The organism is Rhizobacter sp. P3_B12, from assembly GCF_056402895.1.
Map to the genome: position 1 here is coordinate 1 of NZ_JBFUGN010000179.1, position 8,662 is coordinate 8,662.

Annotated in this window: 10 protein-coding genes; 4 read left to right on the forward strand and 6 right to left on the reverse strand. The window is 69.8% G+C overall.

Annotated features, from left to right (window positions below):
* The 6 genes from AC1D01_RS12310 to AC1D01_RS12335 form a co-directional block, all read right to left on the reverse strand.
* Positions 1 to 819, reverse strand: an 819-nt coding sequence (locus tag AC1D01_RS12310; protein WP_477866533.1) for an amino acid ABC transporter permease, incomplete at its 3' end; no start/stop codon positions are given.
* 1 nt (position 820) lies between these two features.
* Positions 821 to 1,963: an amino acid ABC transporter permease gene (locus tag AC1D01_RS12315; protein ID WP_477866535.1), complete on the reverse strand. Its 1,143-nt coding sequence runs from the start codon at positions 1,961 to 1,963 to the stop codon at positions 821 to 823.
* 40 nt (positions 1,964 to 2,003) lie between these two features.
* Positions 2,004 to 3,050, reverse strand: a complete 1,047-nt coding sequence (locus AC1D01_RS12320) for an amino acid ABC transporter substrate-binding protein (RefSeq protein WP_477866537.1) — start codon at positions 3,048 to 3,050, stop codon at positions 2,004 to 2,006.
* On the reverse strand, positions 3,047 to 3,979 hold the full coding sequence (locus AC1D01_RS12325) for a MurR/RpiR family transcriptional regulator (RefSeq protein WP_477866539.1): 933 nt from the start codon (positions 3,977 to 3,979) through the stop codon (positions 3,047 to 3,049). Before AC1D01_RS12325 ends, AC1D01_RS12320 begins: the two co-directional genes overlap by 4 nt.
* A 174-nt stretch (positions 3,980 to 4,153) precedes the next feature.
* Entirely contained in the window at positions 4,154 to 5,257 is a 1,104-nt protein-coding gene (locus tag AC1D01_RS12330) for a hypothetical protein (RefSeq protein ID WP_477866541.1), read from the reverse strand.
* Positions 5,258 to 5,527: 270 nt separating this feature from the next.
* The gene (locus AC1D01_RS12335) at positions 5,528 to 6,706 is read right to left on the reverse strand and encodes a hypothetical protein (protein ID WP_477866543.1); all 1,179 of its coding nucleotides are present in this window, start codon (positions 6,704 to 6,706) and stop codon (positions 5,528 to 5,530) included.
* Between the two features lie 58 nt (positions 6,707 to 6,764).
* On the opposite strand from AC1D01_RS12335, the gene AC1D01_RS12340 reads away from it, so the two are divergent.
* From AC1D01_RS12340 to AC1D01_RS12355, 4 genes are all read left to right on the forward strand, one after another.
* The gene (locus AC1D01_RS12340) at positions 6,765 to 7,019 is read left to right on the forward strand and encodes a hypothetical protein (RefSeq protein ID WP_477866545.1); all 255 of its coding nucleotides are present in this window, start codon (positions 6,765 to 6,767) and stop codon (positions 7,017 to 7,019) included.
* Between the two features lie 151 nt (positions 7,020 to 7,170).
* On the forward strand, positions 7,171 to 7,623 hold the full coding sequence (locus AC1D01_RS12345) for a hypothetical protein (RefSeq protein ID WP_477866547.1): 453 nt from the start codon (positions 7,171 to 7,173) through the stop codon (positions 7,621 to 7,623).
* On the forward strand, positions 7,620 to 7,796 hold the full coding sequence (locus tag AC1D01_RS12350) for a hypothetical protein (protein WP_477866549.1): 177 nt from the start codon (positions 7,620 to 7,622) through the stop codon (positions 7,794 to 7,796). The genes AC1D01_RS12345 and AC1D01_RS12350 overlap by 4 nt, the downstream gene beginning before the upstream one ends.
* Entirely contained in the window at positions 7,768 to 8,547 is a 780-nt protein-coding gene (locus tag AC1D01_RS12355; RefSeq protein WP_477866551.1) for a sigma-70 family RNA polymerase sigma factor, read from the forward strand. The genes AC1D01_RS12350 and AC1D01_RS12355 overlap by 29 nt, the downstream gene beginning before the upstream one ends.
* Positions 8,548 to 8,662 lie beyond the last annotated feature (115 nt).

Sequence of the window (8,662 nt, forward strand, 5' to 3'; positions counted from 1 at the left end):
GACGTGGCGCAGCCGCTGCCAGCGCGAGAGGCCCAGCGCATGCGCCGCCTCCAGCTGGCCGCGCGGCACCGCCTGCAGCCCGCCGCGGAAGATCTCGGCCAGGTAGGCGGCGCCGAACAGCGTCAGGCAGGCCGCGATGCGCAGCATCGGATCGAGCCGCCACGCCGGCGGCAGCAGCAAGGGCAGCACGAAGGCGCCGAAGAACAGCAGCGTGATCAGCGGCACGCCGCGCACCGCCTCGATGTACGCGCCGCACAGCCAGCGCAGCAGCGGCAGCGTCGAGCGCCGGCCGAGCGCCAGCGCGATGCCTAGCGGCACGCCCAGCAGGCAGCCGGTGACGGCCAGCAGCAGCGTCAGCGGCAGCCCGCCCCACAGGTCGCTGCCGACCGGCGCGAGCCCGGCCACGCCGCCGGCCATCAGCACGCCGAACAGCAGCAGCGCACCGGCCAGCAGCGCCACGCCGACGCGACCGAACAGCCGCGGGTGTGCCGCGCCGCACACGCCGATCAGCAGCACCGCGCTGCCGAGCACCGGCCGCCACTGCTCGCCGGGCGGGAAGCGGCCCAGCAGCACCAGTCGCGCCTTCTCGGCGACGACACCCCAGCAGGCGCCTGCCGCTGCACGGCAGGCTTCGGGATCGGGCTGCACGACGGCGTCGATCACGCCCCAGCGCAGCAGGCGCCACGCGGCCCAGCCGAGCGCCAGCAGCAGCGCGCTCGACACCAGCGACGACGGCAGGTCGGCGAACAACATGGCGCGCAACCGCTGCAGCGCGGGCTGCGGTGCCGGCGGGCGATCAAGATCGAAGGTAGCGCCCATCTCAACGCTCCTTCACTTGCACCGCGGCATTCACCGCGCCCATCGCGAGCGCGATCACCAGGTTCAGCAGCAGGTAGACGCTCGCGATGATCGCGATGCACTCGATCGCCTGGCCGTTCTGGTTCAGCGAGGTGGTCGCGACCGAGACCAGGTCGGGGTAGCCGATCGCGACCGCCAGCGACGAGTTCTTGACCGTGTTCATCACCAGGCTCGCGAAGGGCGGCACGATCACCCGCAGCGCCTGCGGCACGATCACGCGGCGCAGCGCCTGCGCGCGCGTCAGGCCGAGTGCCTGCGCGGCTTCCCACTGGCCGCGCGGCACCGCCTGCAGGCCGGCGCGCACGATCTCGGCCCCATAGGCGCCGGCATACACCGTCAACGCACCGACCAGCGCGAGCCACTCGGGGCTCAGCGTCGCGCCGCCGGTGACGCCGAAGCTGCCGAGCACCGGCCGGTCCCAGCTGCCGGGCTGCAGCAGCCACAGCGCGGCGATCAGCACCGGCGCAAGAGGCCACGCCGCGGCGCGCCGGCCGAGCAGGCGCCAGGTGGTCCACGGCAGCAGCAGGCTCAGCGCCAGCAGGCCGGCGGCCATCAGCGCATCGAGCTGCGGCACCGCGACCGCGAGCCCGCCCTTGCTGAGGAAGACGAGGTCGCTCCACTGCATCGGCGATTCGGGCGCCGGCAGCAGCATCGTCAGCGCGAAGTACCACAGCAGCACCTGCACCAGCAGCGGCACGTTGCGCACCAGGTCGACATACGCGATCGCGCTCCAGCGCAGCAGCGCGTGGCGGCTCAGCTGCGCGATGCCGACCGCGAAGCCGAGCACGCTGACCAGCAGCACCGCCGGCAGCGCGGCGCGCAGCGTGTTGGCGATGCCGGCGGCGAACGCGCGGGCATAGGTGTCGCCGGCGTCGTACGGGATCAGGCCTTCGGAGATCGCGAAGCCGGCGCTGTCGTCGAGGAAGCCGAAGCCCGATGCGACATGCCGCGCCGCGAGGTTCTGCGCGGCGTTGTGGGCCAGCCAGCCGCCGAGGGCGAGCACTGCGAGCAGCGCGATGAACTGCGGCAACAGCACGCGCCAGCGCAGCGGCGGGCGCGGCGGCGCATCCACGGCGACTTCCGCGATGACATCAGGGACGGCCACGAGCGGTCCGAGGGGTGGGAATGCAGCGGACATGGCCACCTCAGCGCAGCGGCGGCGACATCAGCAGGCCGCCTTGCGTCCACAGGCCGTTGCGCCCGCGCGGCAGCTTGACGGACGAGCGCGCGCCGAGGTTGCGCTCGAAGCTCTCGCCGAAGTTGCCGACCTGCTTGACGATGCGGTAGCTCCACTCCTTGTCGAGCCCGAGGAAGCGGCCGAGGTCGTCGCCGCTGCCGGCGAAACGGCGGATCGCCGGGTCGCTGCTGCCGGACTTGAGGCCGTCGATGTTGGCCGACGTGATCGCGAGCTCCTCGGCCTCGATCATCGCGTTGAGCGTCCACTTGGCGATCGCGAACCATTCGTCGTCGCCGCGCCGCACCGCGGGCCCGACCGGCTCCTTCGAGACCAGCTCGGGCAGGATCACGTAGTCGTCGGGGTTCTTCAGGTGCGTGGCCTTCAGCACCGCGAGCGCGCCGCTGTCACCGGTGAAGGCCTGGCAGCGGCCGCTCGCGAAGGCCTGCTGCGCCGCCTCGGCCTGGTCGAACACGACCGCCTTGTACGGCAGCTTGTGGGCGCGGAAGTAGTCGGCGAGGTTCTTCTCGGTGGTGGTGCCGGCGTCGACGCAGATGGTGGCGCCGCCGAGCTGCTTCACGCTCGCGAGGCCCGGCTTCTTCTTCGCGATGAAGGCCTGGCCGTCGTAGAAGTTGATGCCGACCCACGCGAGGCCGAGCGAGGCATCGCGCGTGAAGGTCCAGGTGGTGTTGCGCGACAGCACGTCGATCTCGCCGCTCTGCAGCGCGGTGATGCGCGTCTGGCCGCTGGTCGGCACGTATTTCACCTTCTCGGCGTCGCCCAGCACCGCGGCCGCGAGGGCCCGGCAGTAGTCGACGTCGAGCCCGCTCCACTTGCCGCTGCCATCGGCCAGCGCGAAGCCGGCGCGGCCGGTGTGCACGCCGCAGGTGACGACGCCCTTCTGCTTGATGCCGTCGAGCACCTTGCCGGCGTGCGCCGCGAACGGCAGCATGGCGGCCGCGGCGCTCAACGCGCAGCGCAAGGCCAGGGACACGATCGGGGCGGCGTACTGCTTCATATCTCGTCCTTGTTGCGGAAATGGGCGGATTGACCGGGAAACTGCGCGTCGGTGGTGAGGTGCGACAGCACCGACTCGGACAGCTCGCGCGCGATGCGCAGGCCGTCGGGGTTGAGCCGCATCACCGCGGCGACCAGGGCCTCCATCACCGCCAGCGCGCCGAGCGCGGAGCTCGGCAGCACCGCGTGCTGCGCGGGCGCGAGCAGCAGCGTGTCGGCCATCGTCGCGAGCGGGGCGGTGGGTGAATCGGTGATCGCGATGACGTGGGCGCCGCGCTTGCGGGCGAACTCGGCCAGGCGCACGGTGGCGATCGAATAGCGCGGCAGCGAGATCGCGATCAGCAGGTCGCTGTCGCTGCAGCGCGCGAGGCGGCGCGCCGCGACCTCGGTGCCGCCGCTGCCGGCGATCGCCCAGACCTGCGGCAGGTAGGGCATCAGCACGTGCGCGCCATAGCCGGCGACGAAGCTGCTGGTGCCGAGACCCAGCAACCAGACGTTGCGCGCCTTCAGCAGGCGACCGGCGGCGCGCTGGATCTGCGGCACGCTGCCAGCCTGCGTGAGGGCTTCGCCGTCGATGGGGGCATCACCGCTCTTCGTCCTGCCGGCCTGGCCTGCCTTGGGTGCGCGGCCGGTGGCGCCGCTGCGCGCGCCATCGAGCTTGCGCACCGGATCGACCACCGATTCGAGCTCGCGGCCGAGCAGGCTCTTCAGGTGCGCGAAGCCCTCGAAGCCGGCCGCGACCGAGAAGCGGTTGATCGCGGCGACCGAGGTGCCGGTGAGCGAGGCGATCTCGTCGGCGCTGCACGACAGCGTCTGGATCGGGTGCGCCGCCATCCAGTGGCCGACCCGCGCGAGCGATGGCGAGGCCTCCTGCGCGGCGGCGGCGATGCGCTGCTGAGCGGAAGCTCCTGAGGGCGGTGACGACGGCATGAATGAATGATGACATTCAATAAGTCATTTGTAAATCGTTTCATTCACTCAGGATTTTCCCGGAATCGCGGTCCCAAAAGGAAACCGGGAGACAGTGCAGAAGCACTGTCCCCCGATTCTTGGAGCAGACGATATGAAGTTGTCCGAGCGGTGCGGCCCGGGTCTGGCGGCTGCTTACGCGGCCATCAGAACCTCGGCAGCCCTCCTGTACAGCGCACTCGGGTTGTCACCGAAGCTCGCAAGCCCGATGGTGTGACCCGACTCGAGCCAGCCCCAGAGGTAGGCGATGATGCCGCCCTTCTCCGGAGAGAACTCCAGTCCGTGCTCCTCCAGCCGACGGAACACCTGCTCCGGCGACAGGCTCGGATTCACGGGCGTCTCCCTGATGAGGTAGACGCTCGGGAAGTTGAACCTGCGCCGCAGGTACTCCGGGACGGAGGATCCGTTGACGCGGAGATTGAACTCCGACACCAGTGCCGTCGTGTTGCCACGCAGGTCACCGCCGGCGAAGCCTCGCAGCCCCGCCTTGTGAAGCACGTCCATCATCGGGTGAGTCACCGGCCCGAAGTCGCGCGAAGACGACTCGTTGCCGGCGTGGTGCCCGTTGAGGACGACCTGCACCGTGGTGCCGAGGAAGTGAACTCCCTCGTCGTCGAGGTAGTACTGGTTGGAGTAGTCGTCTCCAGGCACGTGCCGCTGCACCTGAACGACCCGACCGCGCCGCACGAAACGCTGTGCGGCGCGGCGGAGATCGGCGCCCTTGAACGGGCCCTTGACGTTGACTCCGCCGGTCGTCTCGAACGCGTCCTTCACCCAGCCCTTGCCGAAATCGTCGGGAAGGACGATCGACTGGCCGGGATTGAACACGAGCGTCTTGGGCGCGAAGCCCCAGAAGCCGTGGCGCTCCATGAAGCCGGGGAAAGCCGACTTCAGCGAAGCACTTTCGAGAGCGTCCTGCCAGTCGGTCGCCCAGGACTCGTTCTCGATGTCCAGAGGAGCGAACTCCTCGTCGAACATGCAGGGAACGTAGAGCTCGTTGCGACGCATGCTCAGCGGGTTCTGGTGCCACTCGACCTGGGTCGTCGGCGCCAGTCCGCAGCGCAGCAGGTGGTCGGAAGCCGGCCGGAAGGCCCGCTTCAGCGACTCGTGGAGCTGGATCCGGTCGCCGTCCTCGGAAATCGCGAGGAACTGGGTTCCGCCGCGCTCCGATCGGGCCTTGTCACTGCTGACGAAGGCCTGGTGGAGGTTTCCGTTGAACAGCGCTTTCGCTCCGTCCATGATTCCTTCTTTCTCGTCCGGGGAAGCGGCGCAGTCCCAGGGGGACCTGCCTCTTCCCTTGCCGACCCGATTTGAGCCTGCAGTCGGGGTATAGGGCAGGTCGAGGGACTGTCAAGAGCACATGCGCAAGGCGCGCCCAAAAGGAAGAAGCGCCGGTCGATCAAGCAGCGAGAGCTGCAAGACCGAACCGACGCTTCCGGGGTCGCGATGCGGCGCGCCAGATGGAGACCACCCGGCGCGACCGCATCGCATCCGATTCAAGCCGACGCGCTACTGCACGCCGGAGCCTTCATCGGGATTCTTCTTGGTGGTCGTGAGCAACCAGCCGACCCACATCGCCACCGGAACGAGCAGCAGAGCCTTGATCTGCACCGGACCGGGAACCACGTGGAACAGCCAGGCGTCCAGCAAGGTGCCGAACAACACCTGGAAGCCGCGCAGCGAACCGAGCCGCGCGACGGTGAGTCCGGTGCCTTCGCTGGTGACGTAGGCGAGTTGCATGGCGAGTTGCTGGAGCAGCGAGAACGCCGCCACGCCGAGCAGCAAGGCCACCGCCAGCGCCGAGGTCGGAACGGCTGCCCGCTCCAGCGACACCACCGGCGCCGCCGTGAACCACAGCGGAACCGCCAGCACCGCTGCCGGACCGTTCTGCCACAGCGCCTGCGTGAGCTTGCTCTCCTTGCGCGGCGTGACCGGTGCGAGGCCAGCGGCCTCGCGACGATCGTTCAGCGCCCTTGCCGCTGCCGCATCCTTCTTCGACACGTCATCGGTCAGGTAGTGCAGCAAGGTCGTGAACAACCCGCTGCCCAGCATGAACGCGATGCCGTGCCAGACCGAGCCGCTGGCCTTCGGGGCTTCCGAAAACAGCAGGCTGGCGGAGACGGTGTAGATCATCGGAGCGACCAACGCCGACGCATTGATCCGCTCGTGCTTGCCGAACCGGGACAGAACCCAGCCGACCAGCAACGTCCAGACCTGTACGACAGCCATCGATACCGACGACTGAAGCTGCCCCGCCATCTCGACGGACGCGAACAGGATGCAGGTCGTCTGACCGCTCTGCGTGATCGCCTGCCCCGCCCGGTTGAACAGGTAGTGCGGGCGGAACACATCCAGCGAGCGCTGCCGCCATGCCCTGACCGCGGCGACGACCAGCACCGCCAGGAACACGCCCTGGAAGCGCACGGCCAGCACCGTCGAATCGTTGGCGAGCGACAGCACGCCGATCGCGCGGCTCGATGTCTGCACGGCTTGGACACCCGCGCAGTACATCAGGAAGAACACCACCGCGATCAACACCTTGCCAGGCAGTCCTCTCAAGACTGCCACCTCCTTCTTGTCGTGCGAACCGGTTGCCCGGAACGCAGATCCCGCTCGATGTGCGGTCACATCCGCAAATGAAGCGTGCGGAACGCCTGCTGGGCTTAGGGCAGCCGGCCCGGTTGTCAAGAGCGCGGGCCGGCCCGGCACTTGYACTGCTGCAGCTCCCCACACGAGGCCCGACCCCATGAGCAACGACTCCACCTCCCCCGCCCCGCGGCGCGACGCGATGCGCTGGGTCCCCGTCCCCGAAGAGCTTTTCCAGGCCACGCTGAAGGTCCGCGTGCAGGTTCAGAAACAGCTGCAGATGCGCCCCGATCTCTCGGTGGTGATCGGCGCGATGCTGGCGCGCGCACTCGAGACCGAAGGACTCGCCGACGCGGTGGCGCGCCATGCGGTGGCGCAGCTGCAGCGCAGCGTCGAAGCCGCGGTCGAGCCATGAAACGGCTGGCCAGCGATGTGCGGCACGGCGCACGCGCGACGGCACCGAGCGCGGCGTGCCGCACAGCGCCGCATCGCGCTGCCCGGTGTCGCGGCCTTCGGCGCGGTGGCACGGCCATTGCGCAATGCAACCGCCACTGCCAGGAGTGCCCATGAAGATTCCGCTGCGCTTCCACCCGCTCGCGCGCTCGCCGCAACTCACCGCGCTGCTGCGCTGGTGCCTGCTCGGCGCGGTGTGCGCGCTGCTGCTGCTCGCGATGCTGCCGCAGCCGGTGCTGGCCGCCGGTGCGCCGCCCGGGGCCGCCTACCGGTTGAAGGTCGGCACGCTGGTGGAGTTCGATCCGCGCAGCGGCACCGTCGGCGACGCGATCAAGTCGCTGCTGGAGCCGGTGCAGTACCGCATCACCTACCGCACCGTCGACCCGGTCGACAGCGCCGCAGTGCTGCAACGCCGCATCCCCGCCATCGCCGCGCATGCCGGCGTGATGAGCATCGAGCAGGCGCTGCTGCTGCTGATCGGCGAGGACAACCGGCTGGTCGTCGACCACGTGAACCGGCTGGTCGCGGTGGAACGGCTGCCCGATGACGCGAAGGAGACGCGATGAGACCCCTGTTCACCCGCTGCCTGGTGCTGCTGCTGCCCTGCCTGCTCGCGGCCTGTGCCGCGACGCCGCCGAACGGCGGCCGATCCGCCTCGAACCCGCGCATCGTCGAGCGCGACCTGGGTGGCGACGCGCTCACCTCCGCCGATGAGCGCAAGCCCGCCACCGCGCGCTGAGCCGCCGGAGCCGTCGGCGCGCCGCGATGCCGCGCTGCCGACGCTGATGACGCTCTACATGCGCGAGGTGCGCCGCTTCGCGCGGCTGCTGCCGCAGCACGAATCCGAGCTGCTGGCCGGCATCGACCGGGGCGATGCGCAGGCGCGCGACGCGCTGATCTGCCACCACCTCGGCTTCGTGATCGCGATGGCGCGCGGCTTCTCGAACCGCGGGCTGGAGCTGCTCGACCTGATTGAGGAAGGCAACGTCGGCATGCTGGTCGCGCTGCAGAAGTTCGAGACCGCGCGCGGGCTGCGCTTCTCGACCTATGCCGGCTTCTGGATCCGCCACCACCTGCAGACCGCGCTCGCGATGCAGGTGCCGATCGTGCGGCCGCCGCTGCGGCTGCAGATGTCGCACGACGCGGCGCCGGTCACGCCGGTGCCGATGGACGACGAGGACGTCGAGCAGCAGCTGTCGGACGCCGGCTTCCGCGAACGCGACGTGGCCGACGAAGTGGCCGAGCAGCGCGATGCGCCGCGCGTGGCCGAGCTGCTGCGCGCGCACGTGGCGCAACTGCCGGCACGCCAGCGCGACATCATCGTCGCGCGCTTCGGGCTCGATGGCGGCGATGAATGCACGCTGCAGCAGCTGAGCAGCGAACGCGGGGTGACGCGCGAGCGGATCCGGCAGCTGCAGGTGTCGGCGCTGCTGACGCTGCGCGAGGCGCTGGRGAGCGCGGGGGTCACGAGGGATGTCGCGTTGGCCTGACGCCAGCAGCCGTTCGGCCTGAGCTTGTCGCAGGCCATGCGCGCTTCGGACAAAACCCTTCGACGGACGGGCCCTCGACAAGCTCGGTCCCTGCTCAGGGCGAACGGTTCTCTCC

Coding starts and splice junctions, on each gene's coding strand:
- AC1D01_RS12345 (WP_477866547.1), top strand. CDS start 7,171: ATGAAGATTCCGCTGCGCTTCCACCCGCTCGCGCGCTCGCCGCAACTC.
- AC1D01_RS12350 (WP_477866549.1), top strand. CDS start 7,620: ATGAGACCCCTGTTCACCCGCTGCCTGGTGCTGCTGCTGCCCTGCCTG.
- AC1D01_RS12320 (WP_477866537.1), bottom strand. CDS start 3,050: ATGAAGCAGTACGCCGCCCCGATCGTGTCCCTGGCCTTGCGCTGCGCG.
- AC1D01_RS12325 (WP_477866539.1), bottom strand. CDS start 3,979: ATGCCGTCGTCACCGCCCTCAGGAGCTTCCGCTCAGCAGCGCATCGCC.
- AC1D01_RS12330 (WP_477866541.1), bottom strand. CDS start 5,257: ATGGACGGAGCGAAAGCGCTGTTCAACGGAAACCTCCACCAGGCCTTC.
- AC1D01_RS12340 (WP_477866545.1), top strand. CDS start 6,765: ATGAGCAACGACTCCACCTCCCCCGCCCCGCGGCGCGACGCGATGCGC.